This is a genomic window from Williamsia muralis, assembly GCF_051487485.1.
In the GTDB taxonomy this organism is placed as follows: Bacteria; Actinomycetota; Actinomycetes; order Mycobacteriales; family Mycobacteriaceae; genus Williamsia; species Williamsia muralis_B.
Window position 1 is genome coordinate 89,960 of the sequence record NZ_JAHVCV010000003.1, and the last position, 17,709, is coordinate 107,668.

The following is a 17,709-nucleotide window of genomic DNA, read 5'->3' on the forward strand; positions in this document are numbered from 1 at the left end:
GCGGCGGAAAGGTCGTTCTTCTCGTCACTCACCCGCATCATCTTGCCTCACGATCGTTGTTTGCCCGCGATCACGGGGCCGCTCCGCGAGCCAGGTCAGATAGGTGTATTCACCATGGACTGGGCCGCCATCTCCATGTACTCGGTGAGCGCCTGCCGGTGAGGCGGGTCGAGCCGGGTGGAATCGATGGAGGCGATGGCTGTGTGCATGCATCTGAGCCAGGCGTCCCGTTCGAGTGGGCCGACACGGAAGGGGTTGTGTCGCATCCGCAGCCGGGGATGTCCGCGCTCGTCGGAGTAGGTGCGGGGCCCGCCCCAGTACTGGATGAGGAACATACGCATTCGGCGTTCTGCCGGGCCCAGGTCTTCCTCGGGGTACAGCGGCCTTAGGATCTCGTCGGCTGCCACTTCCCGATAGAAGCGCGCCACGAGGTCGACGAACGTCTGCTCGCCGCCCACCGCGTCGTAGAACGTGCGGACCGGCTCCGTCTGCGTGGAACCGGCATCGCCGGCCGGGTCCGTCTGCGATGAATCAGTCACGGGAACCATTGTTCCAGAGCCGGACCATCATGCGCATATCCCGCGATACGCAGAGTTCACGCAAAAGACCAGCTGCAGCTGGTCTTATTGTCGTGCATTTCTGCGATATCCGTGTTGAACTGAATCGTTCCCATCGAGGTCGGTTGGTTGGCCGGGAGGTTAGATGTCGCGTACGAAGTCGCAGCGGGAAAAGGTCCACGCGGGGTCTGAACGCGTGCCCCTTCACCCCGGTAGCTCGTCTGTGACCACCTTGACGCCTGGCTCTCGGGGCACCGCGGTGGATGCCATCGGCGGGCCGCCTGCGCGGATGAACACACGGTGGGGAAAACACCGGGTACTCCTTCTCAATGCCACCTACGAACCCCTCGCGGCGATCTCGATACGCAGGGCGATAGTCCTGGTGCTGCGCGAACGGGCCGACGTCATCCATGAGGATGGTGCCGGCCCTCTCATTCATTCGGCAGAGATGGCGCTCGCGGTGCCCTCGGTGATCCGGCTCCGCAACTACGTGCGGGTGCCGTACCGGGCGGTGGTCCCGATGACCAGAGCAGCATTGATGCAGCGCGATCGCTCCCGCTGCGGCTATTGCGGCGGTAAGGCGGACACGATCGATCACGTCGTCCCACGGAGCCGGGGGGGTACGCACACGTGGGACAACTGCGTCGCGTGCTGCGCCTCCTGCAACCACAAGAAGGCGGATCGGCTGCTCGGCGAACTCGGCTGGACCCTCAAGGCAACTCTGAGCGCACCCAAGGGACGCCATTGGCGTCTTCTCGCCACCGTCAAGGACTTCGACCCCGCTTGGTCCCGGTACCTGGACTCGGGTGCCGCGTAGGAGTCCGACGCGCCACTGCGACCTCGGCGAGGCGTCCGGGAGCGGCGTCCGCTAAGTTCTCAGATGAAAGACGACTGCTGAAGGGCGGATGTGGTGGAAGACCTGATTGTGGCGATCGGTTTACCGGTCGTCATCCTCACTGTGATCTCGGTTGTGCTGGTGATCGGTTCGATGACCCTCACTTTTGGTGTCAAGTACCCGAAGGTGCAGCCCTACACGATCGACCAGAAGTGGGAGCACGAACCGCTGCTGTTCAGCGCCACCGACGTCACACCGGTTGCGCCCGGGTACCACGGGCATGGACATGACGATCTGATCGGAGGCTCGGCAAGTGGCAAGTGGTGAAATCGTAAGGGCGAACATCGACCCTGACACCCTCCCGATGGGTGCCACGGTGACCGGCAGCGGGCGCGTCTCGGCTGCCCGGTTCCCCGGCGCCGCACCGGCCACGCCGCCGTTTCGGCGTGACGAACTGGTTGCTCTCGACGATGCGCTGTCGGACGCCACGGATCGGACGGGCATCCGCTTCTCGATCTACATCGGTGACCTCGGACCCGACGCATTCGCAGGCGCATCCGCGGTGCTGCCGAGCGTGCCCGAACCCGAACACGCAGCGTTGATCGCGGTCTCGCCGAACACCAAGGACGTGGTGGTCATCTCCGGTCGGGAAGTCGCTCCGCGGCTCAACGACCGGGTGGCTCAGCTGGGCGTGACGGCCGCCATCGCCGGTATCCGCGCGGGCGATCTCGTCGACGGACTGATCTCGGCGGTCCGAGTCATCGCTTCGGCGGTCACGATCCGCTGATCTGATACCAACACAAAAGGCGGGGCAACCACTGTGGTTGCCCCGCCTTTGTTGTCTGTGACCGTCTCAGCTCCTGTCGAACTCCCGTGCGCGCAGGGCCCGCGCCACGGTGTCACGGCCTTCGGAGATCAGTCGACGCAGGGCCGGAGGATGGTCAGCGGCCAGCAGCTCGTCGGCCAGTGCCAAGCCGTTCTCGTCGGCAGCCCAGTTCGGGTACAGACCGACAACCACCGTCTGGGCGACCTCACTGGAGCGTCGTTGCCACACCTGCGGGACCGCCTCGAAGTACTTCTGGGTGTACGGCGCCAGCAGCTCACCCTGCCCCGGACGCACGAAGCCGGCGATCACGGACCGACCCAGAGTGTTCGAGAGCGTGTCGTCCTCGACAGCCTTGGACCAGGCGTCGGCCTTGGCCTGGGCGAGGGGACGGGCCGCCCGGGCCTTGGCTGCCTGCCGTTCGCCCGCCGATGTGTTGTCTCGTTCGAGTTCTGCATCGATGACAGGGGTCGTCGACGGATCGGTGTCGATGGCACCGGCGGTGGCCAGGGCGTTCACGATCGACCAGCGCAGGTCGGTGTCGACGGTGAGACCGGGTAGTCCTTGGTCTGCGGGGTCCGAGTCGAGAAGCGACTTCACGATCTCCGCCTGGCCAGGCGCCAGGACGCCCGCGAGCAGTGTGTTGACGAAGGCCAGTTGATGGTCCGAGCCGGGTTCGGCAGCGCGCGCGAGTTCCAGCAGTCGCGCGCTGAAACCCGGCCAGCCTTCCGACTTCGCCCAGTGCGGGTCTGCGTAGGCGTCGATCGCGGTCTGCGCTTGCAACAGAACTCGCTGCACCACACCGATTTCGGTCTCCGAGCCGATACCCTCCTGGACCAGTGCCACGAACTCGCGCGCTCGCATCTCCGCCTGGCGGGTCATCTCCCACGCTGCCGACCACACCAGTGTGCGCGGCATGGATTCGCTGATGTCGCCCAAACGGCTGGTGGCCGTGGCCAGTGAGTCGGGATCCAGCCGCACCGAGCAGTACGTGAGGTCGTCGTCGTTGAGCAGGATCAGCCGACCGCGATCAACGCCGATGAGGTCGTCGACCGTCGTGCGGCCACCCTCGACATCGAGTTCCACTCGCTTGGTCCCGACCAGCTTCCCGTCGACGTCGTCGTAGATGCCGACAGCCAGTCGGTGCGTGCGGGTCTCGCCGGCGCCTGGCGCGGCACCATCCTGGATGATCTCGAAGCGGGTGAATGCGCCGGAATCGTCGAGGTCGAAGTCGGGCCGCATCACGTTGATGCCGGTGGTCTTCAACCACTGCGACCCCCAGTCGGAAAGATCCCGACCAGAAGACTTCTCGAGCGCACCGAGAAGATCACCGAACGTCGCGTTCCCGAACTTGTGAGCCTGGAAGTAGTCGCGGAGACCGGCGAGGAAGTGGTCGAGGCCGACGTATGCGACAAGCTGCTTGAGCACCGAAGCGCCCTTGGCGTAGGTGATTCCGTCGAAGTTCACCTCGACGGCAGCGATGTCGGGGATGTCGGCTGCCACCGGGTGTGTCGACGGCAGCTGATCCTGTCGATACGCCCACGATTTCTCGACGTTGGCGAAGGTGGTCCAGGCGTTCTTGTACTCAGTGGCCTCGGACTGGCACAGCACTGATGCGAATGTGGCGAATGATTCGTTGAGCCACAAATCATCCCACCACTGCATGGTGACGAGATCGCCGAACCACATGTGGGCCATCTCGTGCAGCACGGTCTCGGCGCGCCGCTCGTACAGATACTTCGTGACCTTGGAGCGAAAGACATAGTCCTCGAGGAACGTGACCGCGCCCGCGTTCTCCATCGCGCCTGCATTGAACTCGGGAACAAAGAGCTGGTCGTACTTGCCGAACGCGTAAGGAATGCCGAAGTTCTTGTGATAGAACGCGAATCCTTGCTTGGTCTCGGTGAACAGGCGCTCGGAATCCATGAACTCGGCCAGGGAAGATCGGCAGAAGATCCCGAGGTCGATGGTGCCGTGCTCATCGGTGAACGAGTCGGTCCACTGCGCATAGGGACCCGCGATGAGCGCCACCAGGTACGTGCTCAACAGGGGCGTCGTGGCGAAAGTGTGCTTGCCGGGCGCTGTCTCGGTTCCCCCGCCGTTGGAGATCACCTTCCAGTCCTCGGGCGCGGTCACCGATACGTCGAACGTCGACTTCATGTCGGGCTGATCGAAACACGCGAACATCCGTTTGGCGTCGGCTGTCTCGAACTGCGAGTACAGGTACACGGAGTTGTCGGTGGGGTCGACGAAGCGGTGCAGACCCTCTCCGGTGTGCGAATAGACACAGTCGGCCACGACTTCGAGTGTGTTCTGTTCCGCCAGTTGGGGAAGCGCGATGCCGTGCTCTTCGGTGTACGCCGTCAGGTCCACCGACTCCCCGTTGAGGGTGGCACTGTGCACCTTCTCGGCGATGAGGTCGACAAACGATGAGGACCCGGGCTCGGCCGAGAATGCGATGGTGACAGACGAACGGAACGTCTTCTCACCCGGTTTACCCGAACCGTCCGTGAGGTCGAGGTCGATCGCGTAGTTGGAGACCGAGATGTTCGCCGAGCGCTCGCTCGCAAGATCACGGGTCAAGTTTGGTGCCGCCACGTTGCCTCGCCTTTCCGTTGCCGATGTGTACTCACCCACCGTATGGCCTGTCCGTGTGGGGACGCGCGACCACGGGCGGGAATGCGAGCGGACACCGGTTGTTGTCACCTGCAGGTGGTTAATCTGCTGACGAACCGACTGTCCCCTGATGAAGGAGTGATCTGCGCATGACCGACTCGACTGATCGTGTTGACTTCTGGTTCGACCCGTTGTGCCCCTGGTGCTGGATCACCTCGCGCTGGATCCTCGAGGTGGAGAAGGTTCGCACCATCGAGACCAGCTTCCACATCATGAGTCTGGCGGTGCTGAACGAGGGCAAGGACATTCCCGATGAGTACCGCGAGGGGCTCAAACAGGCGTGGCGTCCCGTGCGGGTGATCGCCGCGGCGCAGGCCGAGCGCGGCGACGAGATCCTGGCGCCGCTGTACACCGCCATGGGGACGCTCATCCACAACAAGGGCAACAAGGACTTCGACTCCGTGATCGCCGAATCGCTGGCCGAGGTGGGCCTTCCCGCGGAATTGGCGGCGGCCGCCGACGAGACCACCTTCGACGACGCGATCCGTAAGAGTCACCACGCCGGCATGGACAAGGTGGGAGACGACGTGGGAACGCCGACGATCCACATCAACGATGTCGCCTTCTTCGGCCCGGTGCTCTCGCGGATCCCACGCGGGGAAGATGCGGGCAGGGTCTGGGACGGTGCGGTGGCGCTCTCGAGCTACCCGCACTTCTTCGAACTCAAGCGCAGCAGGAACGAAGACCCTCAGTTCGACTGAGGCGCAGGGCCCTCTTGGCGGGGCTGTTGGTCGATGTCGTCCTTCGGGAGGCCGGCCGGCGGTCCCGCCGGTGTTTGGAATGGGGGATATCCAGGGGGACCTTGCACCACGGGCGGGTGAGGCCCGGGCGGTGGCAGCATCTGCACATGTCCGCTGCCGATGCCCCGGACGAGGTGTTTCGGACGAAAGAACATCCGGCCGGGCGCGGTCCGGTTCCGCAGCGCGGCGGCGCGCCAGGTCAGCACGGGATGGCTGGAGCGCAGGTTTGTCAGCCAGGTGAAAAAGCCTTTTTCGTGGGTCGCCCGATCGGCGAACTCATCGAAGTCCACCGAGGTCAACATGTACTTGCCTGCGGCGAGCACACCGATTGCGCCTGGCGAACCCGACGGCTGGTTGTAGTACCCGTGGTTGTCGGCCGTGTACTCCATCGATCTCGACAGGGCCTGCCCGAGGATCGGGATGTTCATCCCCACAATCGACCCGAGTTGACGCCAGTAGGACACGTGGCCTGCGGCGATGTGCCCGACCTCATGGCCGATGATGAAGCGCAGCGACTCGGGGCTGCGCGCCTGACCGCCGATCTCGAAAAGGTCGGAGTACACCACCACGAAGCGCCGGAAACCATGACCGGATGCGTAGGCGTTGATGGTTCCGTTGCCGAGGACCACGTAGGCGTCGGGTACGTGTTCGAGCCCGAAACGGCGCGCGGCATCGACCACCATCTGGTACCCCTCCGGGAACTGGGTGGGGCTCATCTTCACGCCGTTGACGCGCGGCATCGCGTACGTGAGGCCACGGATCAGATACAGCAACAGCGGCGCGACGAGGATCAGGATGAACCAGGTGTCGAGCGAACCGCCGGCCACGAGCACAACACCGATCACATAGGCGCCCACACCGATGACGAGGATGAGGACCAGCATCGGGATCTCCCACGGATGGCGCCGCGGCTGACCGGCGTATGGCGCGGGCGCCAGCCAGTGGGTGACGGGCTGCGGCGGCGCCGGAAACTGCGGTGGATACACGAGACCAATCTAGGGGAATGCGGCCTATGCGATGGCGACCGTGAACGATCTGTGGTCGGGCACAGATCCGGTGGTGGACTCTGACAGACTGTTCGCCATGCGCGTGTATCTAGGTGGCGACCATGCCGGCTTCGAACTCAAAGGCCAGATCTCTGAACACCTGACGTCCGGTGGGCACGAGGTGATCGACTGCGGGGCGCACGAATACGACGCCGTCGACGACTACCCGGCGTTCTGCGTGGAGGCCGCCCGCCGCACCGTCGCAGACGAGGGGAGCCTCGGCATCGTCCTCGGCGGCAGTGGCAACGGCGAGCAGATCGCGGCGAACAAGGTTCCCGGTGCCCGATGTGCACTGGCCTGGAGCGTGGAGACCGCCCAGCTGGCGCGGCAGCACAACAACGCTCAGCTGATCGGCATCGGCGGCCGCATGCACAGCAAAGAAGAGGCGTTGGCGATCGTGGATGCTTTCGTCAGCACGGAGTGGTCCGGCGAAGAACGTCATCAGCGACGGATCGACATTCTCTCCGACTACGAGCGCACCGGCACCCCACCGGCCCTGCCTGCCGACTGACCGCAGGGGCGGGCCGTGCCGGAAGGGCATACGCTTCACCGTCTGGCGCGACTGCACCAGCGGAAGTTCGCCAGGCGGACGGTCACTGTCACCAGCCCGCAGGGCAGGTTCGCCGCCGCAGCAGCCCGACTCGACGGACAGGTGTTCTCCCGGGCAGAGGCGTGGGGCAAGCACCTGGTCCATCGCTACGCCGGTGGAGAACTGGTGCACATCCATCTCGGTCTGTACGGGTCGTTCTCCGACGGCCCCTCCCCGTTGCCGCCGCCGGTCGGTCAGGTCCGGATGCGGATGGAGACCGACGAGTACGGAACCGACCTTCGCGGGCCAACCGCGTGCGAGCTGTTCACGCCGGCCGATCTGGCTGCATTGACGTCTCGGCTCGGACCGGACCCTCTGCGCAAAGATGCGGACCCGGAACAGGCATGGAACGCGATAGCGAAGTCACGCAAGCCAATTGGTGCACTGCTGATGGATCAGAAAGTGCTGGCCGGGGTGGGGAACGTCTACCGGGCCGAAGTGCTGTTCCGTGCATCGATCAACCCGTTTCGCGCCGGCAACGATGTGTCCCGCGACGAATGGGATGCGATATGGGCGGATCTGGTGACCTTGATGACCGTGGGAGTGCGGCGAGGCAAGATCCACGTCATCCGGCCCGAAGACGACCATGGCGCACCGTCGTACGGCCCCGACCGACCCCGGACGTACGTCTACCGCCGTACCGGTGAACCCTGCCGGATCTGCGGCACACCGATCCTGATGACCGACATGGCCGCACGCAAGGTCTACTGGTGCCCGGTCTGCCAAGCCGACTGAGCGTCGCGGACCCGAATCGGTGCCGACACAGCAAGGCCTCAGGTTGACCCGGCACGATGGGGCGATGACCACTGTGACGCTCCTGGCGGTCGGGGGTACGGGCGAGACTCACCGGAAGGACCCTCGTACGGCGGTGTCCGGAATGCTGGCCCAGGTGACAGATCGACTCGATGAGCGGTTCGACTGCCGGTGGGTCCGGTACCCGGCCAGTTACGGACCGGTGCCACGACGTAACGGGATCAGTTATCGGGAGAGCGTTGCTGCCGGTGTCGACAATTTACGCGCCGAAATGGCGCGGGCGTCCGGACCGGTGATGCTCATCGGCTACTCGCAGGGGGCGGTGGTCGTCCGACAATTGTTGGCGACCACACATGCAGATGTGGCCGCTGTCGGTTTCGTCGCCGATCCGTATCAGCCGCCCGGCGTCGTCGCGGGCTGCGATGGCTTTGGTCTGGCCGGTCACGGGCCAGATCTGCCCGAGGGCCTACCAGCGCTCTGGATCGGCCATCCGGGTGACGTGATCTGTAATGCAAGCGACGACTCGTTGCTGCGCGACCTCGCCGATCTGACCGCGACGTTCTCGACGAGAGATGTTCGGGGCTGGTTCGGTGGGTTGTGGCAAATATTGCGCAGCAACAGTTTTCAGAACGCGGCAAAGACATCGCTGCATCCTCGTCAGTGGCGACGAGACCTCCGACGGCTGCGTGCCTTGGCAGTCGAGTTGGCCGGTTACCTACCGACGCGGGTGCGTCTCGGGAGGCTGGTCATCGCCAATCGGCGAGGGGGACGCCACATCGCCTATGGCTTCGAGCCGTTCGATCCCGACGGGCTCACCGGGTGCGAGATGCTGAGTCGTTGGCTTCAGGTTCAGGCCACTTTCGTGCCTGACACCGTTCGTCACGACGTCGCCTGACTGCAATCCGGGGACGCACCGCCATAACAATTCACTCGTCTGAAATGTGCAGGGGCCCGAGGTGGGCGACACTGATCCCGACGTACCAACGCTGGGAGAAGTCACGTGGACCATTACGACCTTGTTGTCATCGGCTCCGGCCCGGCTGGGCAGAAGGCTGCCATTGCCGCAGCCAAACTCGGTAAACGCGCGGCGGTGATCGAACGCCGCAACATGGTGGGCGGAGTGTGCATCAACACCGGCACCATCCCGTCGAAGACGCTGCGCGAAGCGGTCCTCTACCTCACCGGCCTGAACCAGCGTGAACTGTACGGCCAGTCGTATCGGCTGAAGACCGACATCACCGTGGGCGATCTGTCGGCCCGCACCGCCCACGTCGTCGGTAAGGAAATCGACGTCATCCAGAATCAGTTGTCGCGCAACAGGGTTGCGTTGTTGCTCGGTAGTGCGGCCTTCATCGGCCCGAACGAGATCGAGATCACCACCGGCGACGGTGACCACAAGAACGTGACGTTCGACCACGCCGTGATCGCGGTCGGTACCCGTCCCGCGCGCCCCGACACGGTCGAGTTCGACGGCGTGACCATCGTCGACTCCGACCAGATACTCGGGATGGACCGGGTCCCGACCTCCATGGTGGTGGTGGGCGCCGGGGTCATCGGCATCGAGTACGCGTCGATGTTCGCGGCATTGGGCACCAAGGTCACCGTGGTGGAGCAGCGTTCGAGCATGCTGGACTTCTGTGACCGTGAGGTGGTCGAGGCCTTGCAGTACCAGATGCGTGACCGCGGCGTCACGTTCCGTTTCGGCGAGACCGTGCAGATGGTCGAAAAGCACAAATCGGGCAGTGTGACCGTTCTGGCATCGGGCAAGAAGATCCCGTCCGACACCGTGCTCTACTCGGCGGGACGTCAAGGTGTCACCGACGAACTCAACGTGGCCGCAGCGGGTCTCGAGGCCGACAAACGTGGCCGCTTGACGGTCGACGGTAGCTTCCGGACAACGGTGAGCCACATATACGCGGTGGGAGACGTGATCGGCTTCCCGGCACTTGCCGCGACCGCGATGGAACAGGGGCGGCGCGCCGCGTACGACGCGTTCGGGGAGCCGGTCGGCGAGACCGATTCATCGAAGCACCCGATCGGCATCTACTCGATCCCCGAGATCAGCTACGTCGGCAAGACCGAAGACCAACTGACCGCGGCGAACGTTCCGTTCGAGGTCGGTGTCGCCCGATACCGCGAACTCGCGCGCGGAACCATCATGGGCGATGCCTACGGGATGTTGAAGCTCCTCGTCGACGCCCAGGACCGCAGTATTTTGGGGGTTCACGTATTCGGTTCCAACGCAGCCGAATTGGTCCACATCGGCCAGACGGTCATGGGTTGCGGTGGCACCATCGATTACCTCGTGGATGCAGTCTTCAACTACCCGACCCTCGCCGAGGGGTACAAGGTTGCCGCTCTGGATGCGGTGAACAAGATGCGGGCCATCGCGCGTGTCACCGGCGTTGGCAACGGGTACGAGCTGGGCGCGGAGTAACAGGCCGGCACAACAAAACCGGCGCCGAGTATGTTCTCGGCGCCGGTTTTGTCGTATCAGAAAGGTCTAGCTGCCGGGGACGTACTGCCCGCCGATGGTGCCCTGCACCACGATCGGGGTGCCCTCGGGGAAGTTCTCGTACACGAACTGCGCATTTTCCGGGCTCAGGTTGATGCAGCCGTGGCTCACGTTGGTGTTGCCCTGCTGAGCGACCGACCATGGCGCGCCGTGGATGAAGATGCCGTCCCACGACATGCGGATCGCCCACTCGACGTAGGTGCGGTAGCCGTTGGGGGAGTCGACCGGAACGCCGTACGTGGACGAGTCCATGTACATGTCCCGGTACTTCTCCTTGGTGTAGTAGGTGCCGTTCGGAGTCGGGTTCTCGTTCTTACCCATCGAGATCGGCATCTTGCGTACAACCTTGCCGTCGTGCCAGACGGTGAGTTCGTGCGTGGCGTCGTCGGCGAGGGCGACCCAGCCGGTCTGGGTGGCGACCGGGGGAGCAGGCTCTGCGGGCGGCGCGGGCGCGGGTTCCGGGATCGGTTCCGGCGCGGGCGGCTGCGGAGCGGGAGTGTAGATACCGGGGATGGTCGGCAGCGGCACGCCGGGCAGGCCCGGAATGGTCGGAGCCGGCTGCGCCATTGCGGTGGCCGGAATCATCAGCGCCATGACGATCACGCCGACAACGGCGGTCAGGAGGCGGATGACGCTGCGCCCGGAGGCGAACTTACTGGTCGACACTAGTTGGACCCTAACTTCGGCGACAGGCTTATACGCTCCCCGAAAGCGCGGATTAATAGTTGCACGCATAGGACGGCCAGCCAAACGCAAAAGGCCTAGTTGTGGCGCGTGTCTACCGGTGTGGCACAAGTGAATGTGGTGTGCCTCACTCGGTACTCACCCGCACCTCGACCACACGGCGGCGGCGCCGCGTTCGCCGAACCTGGTGCTCGAACGACAGAAGCCCTCGTCAGCAACGCGCTGACCAGGGCTTCTGAGGGTGGAGCGGGTGACGGGAATCGAACCCGCGTAGCTAGTTTGGAAGACTAGGGCTCTACCATTGAGCTACACCCGCGTGCATACGATTTCGGCGGGATCGCCACCGTCGTCGTCTGCGAAAAGGACTGTACCGCCTCCGGCCCGCGGATCGAAAATCGCCTCGCCGCCATCACCGGTTTAGGTGGAGACCGACACGGCACGTAGTATTTGCGTTCGGTTCCGCAGGCGGTGACAGACCCCTGCGGGCGGACCTACACGGGATGTGGCGCAGCTTGGTAGCGCATCCGCTTTGGGAGCGGAGGGTCGCAGGTTCAAATCCTGTCATCCCGACTCACGTGAGAAGGCAAGACAAGGGAGTCAAGTGAAGAGCACCGTCGAGCAGATCAGCCCGACGCGGGTCAAACTCAACGTCGAGGTCCCGTTCGCGGAACTCGAACCGGATTTCGCCCGCACCTACAAGACGCTGGCCCGCGACATCCGGATCCCCGGATTCCGGCCCGGCAAGGCCCCGGCCAAACTGATCGAGGCCCGAGTCGGCCGCGACGCAGTGCTCGCCCAGGTCGTGAACGAGGCGATCCCGGGCAAGTACAGCGAGGCCGTCGCCGAGACGGAGATCAAGGCGATCGGTCAGCCCGAGATCGACCTCTCCGAACTCGCGTACGGCGAGAGCATCACGTTCACCGCCGAGGTCGACGTGCGCCCGGACATCGATCTGCCGGATTACTCGACCCTCGAGGTCGAGGTCGAACCGGTCAAGGTCGACGACGAGGCTGTCGATGAGCAATTGCAGTCCCTGCGCGCACGTTTCGGCACCCTCACCGGTGTGGAGCGGCCCGTCGCCGACGGCGACTTCGTGTCGATCGACCTCTCCGCCACCATCGACGGCAAAGAGGTCGAAGAGGCAGCCACGAGCGGTCTGTCGCACGAGGTGGGCTCCGGTGAGCTCATCGACGGACTCGACGAGGCCCTCATCGGCCTGAAGGCCGGCGAAGAGAAGACCTTCACCAGCACTCTGGTCGCCGGTGAGCACAGCGGCGATCAGGCCGAGGTCACCGTCAAGGTCCTCACCGTCAAGGAACGCGAGCTGCCCGAGGTCGACGACGAGTTCGCCCAGTTGGCGAGCGAGTTCGACACCGTGGACGAGCTGAAGGCGGATCTGCGCGAGCGTGTCGCACGGTCGAAGAAGATGGAGCAGGCCAACGCGATCAGTGAGGCGCTCGTCGCCAAACTGACAGAGTCGGTCGAGATCCCGCTTCCCGAGGCAGTCGTCACGGCCGAGGTCGACGGACAGGTCCACCAGGTGGTGCACAGCCTCGGACACGACGAGGCGGCGTTCGAGCAGTTGCTCGAGGCGCAGGGCACCACCCGCGAGAAGTTCGAGGCCGAGACACGTGAGGCGGCCGAGAAGTCGGTCAAGACCCAGCTGTTGCTCGACGCCATCGCCGACCAGCAGGACACCGAGGTCGGCCAGGACGAGCTGATGCAGCAGATCATGTTCCAGGCTCAGCGTTACGGCATGCAGCCGGCGGAGTTTGCGCAGCAGCTGCAGCAGGCCAATCAGGTGGGCGCGGTGTACGCCGAGGTCCGCCGGAGCAAGGCGCTGTCGTCGATCGTGCACCTGGTGACCGTCAAGGACACCGAGGGCGAGACCGTCGACACCGAAGAGTTCTTCGGTAAGCCGACGTCCGACGAGGACGCCGACGCGTCGGCATCCGATGAGTCGTAGCTGGTAAAACGCCAGCACAATTTCTGCTGTCAGCGAATAGGGGCGACGCCGGGCCATCGGCGTCGTCCCTATTCGTTAGGGTCGAAGACAGCAATCAAATGACTGTGAGTCCGTTGAACGAAAACCCCGGAAGTCTTTCCGGGACGTCGAAGGTAGGTACCGTGACTGAGCCGAAGATCCACACGCCCGCGCTCTCCGGAGCAACCGCGAGTTCGGGTATCGGTCTGAACTTGTCAGACTCGGTCTTCGAGCGTCTGCTGCGCGAGCGGATCATCTTCCTGGGTACGCAGGTCGATGACGAGATCGCCAACCGCTTGTGCGCGCAGATCTTGCTGCTGTCGGCAGAAGATCCGACCAAGGACATCAACCTCTACATCAACTCGCCCGGCGGTTCGGTCACCGCGGGCATGGCGATCTTCGACACGATGCAGTTGGCACCGTGCGACATCTCCACCTACGCGATGGGCATGGCGGCGTCGATGGGGCAGTTCCTGCTCGCCGCGGGCACCAAGGGCAAGCGCCACGCCCTGCCGCACGCGCGCATCATGATGCACCAGCCGTCGGCCGGTATCGGCGGAACAGCAGCCGATATCGCCATCCAGGCCGAGCAGTTCGCGTTGACGAAAAAAGAGATGAACAAGCTCAACGCCGAGTTCTCCGGGCAGACCCTGGAACAGATCGAGGCGGACGCCGATCGCGACAAGTGGTTCACCGCCGAGCAGGCCAAGGAATACGGGCTCGTCGATCACGTGATCACGCGCGCCTGATCGTGTCCATGGCCGAGCTCCGCTTCGCTACGGCTCCGGCCCCTCGCACACTCATCGGAAAGAACTTGGAACCATGAACAATCTTTCACCCCAGTCGCGGTACATCCTGCCCTCGTTCATCGAGCACACGCCGAACGGCGCTCGCGAGTACAACCCCTACGCAAAGCTGTTCGAAGAGCGAATCGTGTTCTTGGGCACGCCGATCGACGAGACGGTTGCCAACGACATCATGGCCCAGCTGCTGGTGCTCGAGTCGCAGGATCCGGACCGCGACATCATCATGTACGTCAACTCACCCGGCGGCAGCGTGCCGGCGATGCTGGCCATCTACGACACCATGCAGTACGTCCACTGCGACATCGCGACCGTCTGCCTCGGCGAGGCGGCCTCGGCTGCGGCCATCGTCCTTGCCGCCGGAACGCCGGGTAAGCGTGCGGCGCTGCCCAACGCCACCGTTCTGATCCACCAGCCCCGCACCGGCGGTGCATACCAGGGCCAGGTGTCCGACCTCGAGATCCAGGCGGCCGAGATCGAGCGGATCCGCAAGCGACTCGACGACATCCTCGCCGGACACACCGGGCAGCCGGCGGACAAGATCCGCAAGGACACCGATCGCGACAACATCCTGACCGCGCAAGCGGCCAAAGAGTACGGGATCATCGACGAGGTTTTCGAGTACCGGAAGAAGTCAGGAAAGAAGTAGCGCCGCGCGCTCGGCCCGCCGTCCTCGGCGGCGGGCAAGAGCGGTCGTGGGCAGGCAAAAAGGCCCGCGACATTTGGCTTTATCGGTCGAAGTTCCGCCGACGTACGGGTACGGTCGTGGTTACTGTGCTCCGCATGGGCTGGGGCGGACCACCGGACTTCACGTCTTTGGAGCATCAGGGTAAGGGAAGTAGGTACAGCGACAGATGGCACGTATCGGAGATGGTGGCGATCTGCTGAAATGTTCTTTCTGCGGAAAGAGCCAAAAGCAGGTCAAGAAGCTGATCGCTGGCCCCGGCGTGTACATCTGCGATGAGTGCATCGACCTGTGCAACGAGATCATCGAGGAAGAGCTGGCCGAGACCAGCGATGTCAAACTCGATGAACTCCCCAAGCCCATGGAGATCCGGGATTTCCTGGAGAACTACGTCATCGGTCAGGACACCGCCAAGCGCACCCTGGCGGTCGCGGTCTACAACCACTACAAGCGCATCCAGGCCGGCGACCGTAAGGACTCGCGCGGCATGGAGCCCGTAGAACTCGCGAAGTCGAACATCCTGATGCTCGGTCCGACGGGCTGTGGAAAGACCTATCTCGCTCAGACCCTGGCGAAGATGCTGAACGTTCCGTTCGCCATCGCCGACGCCACGGCGCTCACCGAAGCCGGCTACGTGGGCGAGGATGTCGAGAACATCCTGCTCAAGCTCATCCAGGCGGCCGACTACGACGTCAAGCGGGCCGAGACCGGCATCATCTACATCGACGAGGTCGACAAGATCGCCCGCAAGAGCGAGAACCCGTCGATCACCCGGGACGTCTCGGGTGAAGGCGTGCAGCAGGCACTGCTCAAGATCCTCGAGGGCACGCAGGCCTCGGTACCCCCGCAGGGCGGTCGCAAGCACCCCCACCAAGAGTTCATCCAGATCGACACCACAAACGTGCTCTTCATCGTGGCCGGCGCATTCGCCGGACTCGACAAGATCGTGTCGGATCGAATCGGCAAGCGCGGCATCGGATTCGGCACGGAGGTCGCCAAGAACGACGACGACAGTGCTGACCACTTCGCCGAGGTCATGCCCGAGGACTTGATCAAGTTCGGTCTGATCCCCGAGTTCATCGGCCGCCTACCCGTGATCGCATCGGTGACAAAACTCGACAAAGACTCTTTGATCAACATCCTGTCGGTGCCGAAAAATGCGCTGGTCAAGCAATATGCACGACTGTTCGACATGGACGGTGTGGAACTCGAGTTCACCGACGAGGCGCTCGAGGCCATCGCGGAGCAGGCCATCCACCGGGGTACCGGTGCCCGTGGTCTGCGCGCGATCATGGAAGAAGTTCTGCAACCGGTGATGTACGACATCCCCAGTCGCGACGACGTCGCCAAGGTGGTTGTCACCGAGGAGACGGTTCGCGACAACGTTCTTCCCACCATCGTTCCCCGCAAGCCGCGGCGCGACGAACGGCGCGACAAGAGCGCTTGAGCCGCTGGGCTATTCGAGAACGCGGTGACCGGCCGAGTACACGTTCATCGATTCTCCGCGGAGAAATCCGACGATCGTCAGGTCGTTGTCGTTGCCCAGATCCACCGCCAGTGACGACGGCGCGGACACTGCCGCGAGTATCGGTATCCCGGCCATGACGGCTTTCTGCGCGAGCTCGAAAGACGCGCGGCCGGACACCATCAACACTGTTGCGCGTAGTGGCAGCAATCGTTGTGTCACAGCCCATCCGATCACCTTGTCGACGGCGTTGTGTCGACCTACGTCTTCGCGAACCGCGAGGAGTTCGCCGTCGGTGGTGAAGAGGGCAGCTCCGTGTACTCCGCCGGTCGCGTCGAACGTCTTCTGTAGCGACCTCAACTGCTCTGGCATGGTGAAGAGCGTGTCGACGTCCACGGTCGAGGGGTCGTGCTCCAACCGGTAGTTGGATGCCAGTCGAACGGCGTCGAGGGATGCCTTTCCGCACACACCGCACGATGAGGTGGTGTAGAAATTTCGCGTCGCGCCGGCGGGAAGCGGCCGGTCGCCGCGCAGGCTGACGTCGAGGACGTTGTAGGTGTTGCGGCCTTGATCGTCCACGCCGTCGCAATATCGGATGGCGCTGATGTCGTCCGCACCGTCGATGAGTCCCTCGGTCATCAGGAACCCGTGTGTGAGATCGATGTCGGACCCAGGTGTACGCATCGTGACCGAGAGCGCTTCTCCGCCAACACGAATCTCGAGGGGTTCCTCGACCGCGAGGGAGTCGGCCCGCGAATCGGTGTTGCCCGGTCGGATCCGGCGGACCCGCGTACGACTGGTCACTCGTCCCATGACGACCATCATCACCCTGTGCTCCCGTTTTCGCCCACGCGCCCCCGTGCTCGCGTTAACTGTCTCCATGGAGCATGAGCGAGTAGCCGCAGTTGTCCTGGCCGGTGGCGCATCCAAGCGGATGGGCAGCGACAAAGCAGCACTGGAATGGAACGGCGAATCGATGCTCGGCCGGATCACCCGGATCGTGGGGGAGCGATGCGACCCGGTGCTGGTGCTCGCCCCGGAGGGATCGCCCGCCTATCAGGGCCTGCGGGCCGGCAATGATGGTGTCGACGGCACCGCTGACAGCGGCTCCGCGGACGTCACATGGGTGACCGGTGAGGCCGAAGGTGCCGGCCCGCTCGGTGGTCTCGCCACCGGATTGGCCGCAGCCGCCGAACGTGGCCGCGACATCGTCTTCGTCTGCGCCACCGACATGCCCCTTGTCACCGCTGAAATGGTCGATGAACTGCTGCGTGGGCTCACCGACGCCGACGATGCCGCCATCGCCGTCGACTCGCAACGGGCTCATCCTCTGGCCGGGGTGTACCGCACCCGTGCGGCGGCCACGCTGGACGAGTTGGTGCAGGGAGGCGAACGCCGGATGCTGGCTGCAGTGGACGCTCTGCGAACCAATCGGGTGACGCTGAGCGATCCGACTTGGCTGACCAACGTCAACGCCCCCGAAGACCTGCACCGATTGCGTGTTCCCTGAGCAGGAGACCTGCACTTTCGTCTCTTCACCACCGACTGCCTAGA

The 17,709-nt window shown here is 64.1% G+C and carries 18 protein-coding genes and 2 tRNA genes; 14 read left to right on the plus strand and 6 right to left on the minus strand.

What is annotated here, in order from left to right:
* Positions 1-95 precede the first annotated feature (95 nt).
* Positions 96-548: a globin gene (locus tag KXR83_RS08770; RefSeq protein WP_051721101.1), complete on the minus strand. Its 453-nt coding sequence runs from the start codon at positions 546-548 to the stop codon at positions 96-98.
* Positions 549-846: 298 nt separating this feature from the next.
* Between KXR83_RS08770 and KXR83_RS08775 the strand changes: the two genes are divergently transcribed.
* The 3 genes from KXR83_RS08775 (at position 847) to KXR83_RS08785 (ending at position 2,179) form a co-directional block, all read left to right on the plus strand.
* On the plus strand, positions 847-1,374 hold the full coding sequence (locus tag KXR83_RS08775) for an HNH endonuclease (protein ID WP_051721100.1): 528 nt from the start codon (positions 847-849) through the stop codon (positions 1,372-1,374).
* 93 nt (positions 1,375-1,467) lie between these two features.
* On the plus strand, positions 1,468-1,719 hold the full coding sequence (ctaJ, locus tag KXR83_RS08780) for an aa3-type cytochrome oxidase subunit CtaJ (RefSeq protein WP_437424534.1): 252 nt from the start codon (positions 1,468-1,470) through the stop codon (positions 1,717-1,719).
* On the plus strand, positions 1,706-2,179 hold the full coding sequence (locus KXR83_RS08785; RefSeq protein ID WP_030163749.1) for a DUF5130 family protein: 474 nt from the start codon (positions 1,706-1,708) through the stop codon (positions 2,177-2,179). Before ctaJ ends, KXR83_RS08785 begins: the two co-directional genes overlap by 14 nt.
* 66 nt (positions 2,180-2,245) lie before the next feature.
* Here KXR83_RS08785 and pepN read toward each other — a convergent pair whose 3' ends face one another.
* A complete protein-coding gene (pepN, locus tag KXR83_RS08790) occupies positions 2,246-4,813 on the minus strand; it encodes an aminopeptidase N (RefSeq protein ID WP_437424535.1) in 2,568 nt (855 codons plus the stop codon).
* 167 nt (positions 4,814-4,980) lie between these two features.
* Between pepN and KXR83_RS08795 the strand changes: the two genes are divergently transcribed.
* Complete coding sequence (locus tag KXR83_RS08795; RefSeq protein ID WP_062797686.1) at positions 4,981-5,592, plus strand: mycothiol-dependent nitroreductase Rv2466c family protein; 612 nt, start codon at positions 4,981-4,983, stop codon at positions 5,590-5,592.
* On the opposite strand, the gene KXR83_RS08800 is transcribed toward KXR83_RS08795, so the two are convergent.
* On the minus strand, positions 5,580-6,626 hold the full coding sequence (locus tag KXR83_RS08800; RefSeq protein ID WP_437424929.1) for a M48 family metallopeptidase: 1,047 nt from the start codon (positions 6,624-6,626) through the stop codon (positions 5,580-5,582). The two genes, KXR83_RS08795 and KXR83_RS08800, sit on opposite strands and share 13 nt — an antisense overlap.
* An 88-nt stretch (positions 6,627-6,714) precedes the next feature.
* Here KXR83_RS08800 and KXR83_RS08805 point away from each other — a divergent pair, with 88 nt between their 5' ends.
* The 4 genes from KXR83_RS08805 (at position 6,715) to sthA (ending at position 10,456) form a co-directional block, all read left to right on the plus strand.
* On the plus strand, positions 6,715-7,188 hold the full coding sequence (locus tag KXR83_RS08805) for a ribose-5-phosphate isomerase (protein WP_437424930.1): 474 nt from the start codon (positions 6,715-6,717) through the stop codon (positions 7,186-7,188).
* A gap of 15 nt (positions 7,189-7,203) precedes the next feature.
* Positions 7,204-8,001, plus strand: a complete 798-nt coding sequence (locus KXR83_RS08810) for an Fpg/Nei family DNA glycosylase (protein ID WP_437424536.1) — start codon at positions 7,204-7,206, stop codon at positions 7,999-8,001.
* A 64-nt stretch (positions 8,002-8,065) separates the two neighbouring features.
* On the plus strand, positions 8,066-8,914 hold the full coding sequence (locus KXR83_RS08815) for a PE-PPE domain-containing protein (protein ID WP_437424537.1): 849 nt from the start codon (positions 8,066-8,068) through the stop codon (positions 8,912-8,914).
* A 105-nt stretch (positions 8,915-9,019) separates the two neighbouring features.
* Positions 9,020-10,456: a Si-specific NAD(P)(+) transhydrogenase gene (gene sthA, locus KXR83_RS08820; RefSeq protein ID WP_437424538.1), complete on the plus strand. Its 1,437-nt coding sequence runs from the start codon at positions 9,020-9,022 to the stop codon at positions 10,454-10,456.
* A 66-nt stretch (positions 10,457-10,522) separates the two neighbouring features.
* On the opposite strand, the gene KXR83_RS08825 is transcribed toward sthA, so the two are convergent.
* Both KXR83_RS08825 and KXR83_RS08830 read right to left on the minus strand, forming a co-directional pair.
* Positions 10,523-11,200, minus strand: a complete 678-nt coding sequence (locus KXR83_RS08825; RefSeq protein ID WP_437424539.1) for a L,D-transpeptidase — start codon at positions 11,198-11,200, stop codon at positions 10,523-10,525.
* A 260-nt stretch (positions 11,201-11,460) separates the two neighbouring features.
* Positions 11,461-11,534, minus strand: a tRNA-Gly gene (locus tag KXR83_RS08830).
* Positions 11,535-11,714: 180 nt separating this feature from the next.
* Between KXR83_RS08830 and KXR83_RS08835 the strand changes: the two genes are divergently transcribed.
* The 5 genes from KXR83_RS08835 (at position 11,715) to clpX (ending at position 16,137) form a co-directional block, all read left to right on the plus strand.
* A tRNA-Pro gene (locus tag KXR83_RS08835) sits at positions 11,715-11,788 on the plus strand.
* Positions 11,789-11,819: 31 nt separating this feature from the next.
* The gene (gene tig / locus KXR83_RS08840) at positions 11,820-13,184 is read left to right on the plus strand and encodes a trigger factor (protein ID WP_437424540.1); all 1,365 of its coding nucleotides are present in this window, start codon (positions 11,820-11,822) and stop codon (positions 13,182-13,184) included.
* Positions 13,185-13,345: 161 nt separating this feature from the next.
* The gene (locus KXR83_RS08845; protein ID WP_062798500.1) at positions 13,346-13,951 is read left to right on the plus strand and encodes an ATP-dependent Clp protease proteolytic subunit; all 606 of its coding nucleotides are present in this window, start codon (positions 13,346-13,348) and stop codon (positions 13,949-13,951) included.
* Positions 13,952-14,024: 73 nt separating this feature from the next.
* Complete coding sequence (locus tag KXR83_RS08850) at positions 14,025-14,654, plus strand: ATP-dependent Clp protease proteolytic subunit (RefSeq protein ID WP_030163730.1); 630 nt, start codon at positions 14,025-14,027, stop codon at positions 14,652-14,654.
* Positions 14,655-14,859: 205 nt separating this feature from the next.
* A complete protein-coding gene (gene clpX, locus KXR83_RS08855; RefSeq protein ID WP_437424541.1) occupies positions 14,860-16,137 on the plus strand; it encodes an ATP-dependent Clp protease ATP-binding subunit ClpX in 1,278 nt (425 codons plus the stop codon).
* 9 nt (positions 16,138-16,146) lie between these two features.
* Here clpX and fdhD read toward each other — a convergent pair whose 3' ends face one another.
* Positions 16,147-16,968, minus strand: coding sequence for a formate dehydrogenase accessory sulfurtransferase FdhD (fdhD, locus tag KXR83_RS08860; RefSeq protein WP_437424542.1), 822 nt, complete (start codon positions 16,966-16,968; stop codon positions 16,147-16,149).
* Between the two features lie 67 nt (positions 16,969-17,035).
* Between fdhD and mobA the strand changes: the two genes are divergently transcribed.
* Positions 17,036-17,665 carry a molybdenum cofactor guanylyltransferase gene (mobA, locus tag KXR83_RS08865; RefSeq protein WP_437424931.1) on the plus strand — a complete coding sequence of 210 codons (630 nt, stop codon included), beginning with the start codon at positions 17,036-17,038 and terminating at the stop codon, positions 17,663-17,665.
* Positions 17,666-17,709 lie beyond the last annotated feature (44 nt).